Annotated in this window: 1 protein-coding gene; it reads left to right on the plus strand. The window is 37.4% G+C overall.

What is annotated here, in order from left to right:
* A partial coding sequence (locus tag ACRRVB_RS00710) for a transposase (RefSeq protein ID WP_432466104.1) occupies positions 1-455 on the plus strand: 455 nt, incomplete at both ends.

Consider the following 455-nt stretch of genomic DNA (forward strand, 5'->3'; position numbering starts at 1 on the left):
AAAAAGAGCTATGATTTGCGTGAGGATGGTACTATATCGGTATCTCATAGTTATCAAAAAGGGGTAGATCCAGAAGCTAGTTGGACCAAAAAAGGTCATAATCTTTACTATGGGTATAAACGACATGTCCTTGTAGAAAGTAAAGAAGGTTTAGTTCTGGCAGTCACTACTACAAAAGCATCTAGTCATGATGGTGCCCATTTACCTATATTATTGGATAAAGTATCGCTAAAAGCAGGAAGCAGGCTCTATGGAGATAAAGGCTATAGCGGTTTGCCCAACGAAATTTTACTAAAAGACAAGAAATTAAAATCAGCTATTCAAAAGAAAGGTAGTAGAAATCATCCTTTATCACCTGCTGCTAAACGGTTTAATAAATTGGTATCTAAGACGCGCTATAAAGTAGAAAGGGTATTTGGAAGTATTAAGAGGTGGTTCCGTAGTGCAGGGACTAG

Source organism: Candidatus Cardinium hertigii (genome assembly GCF_050864855.1).
GTDB classification, from domain to species: domain Bacteria; phylum Bacteroidota; class Bacteroidia; order Cytophagales; family Amoebophilaceae; genus Cardinium; species Cardinium hertigii_C.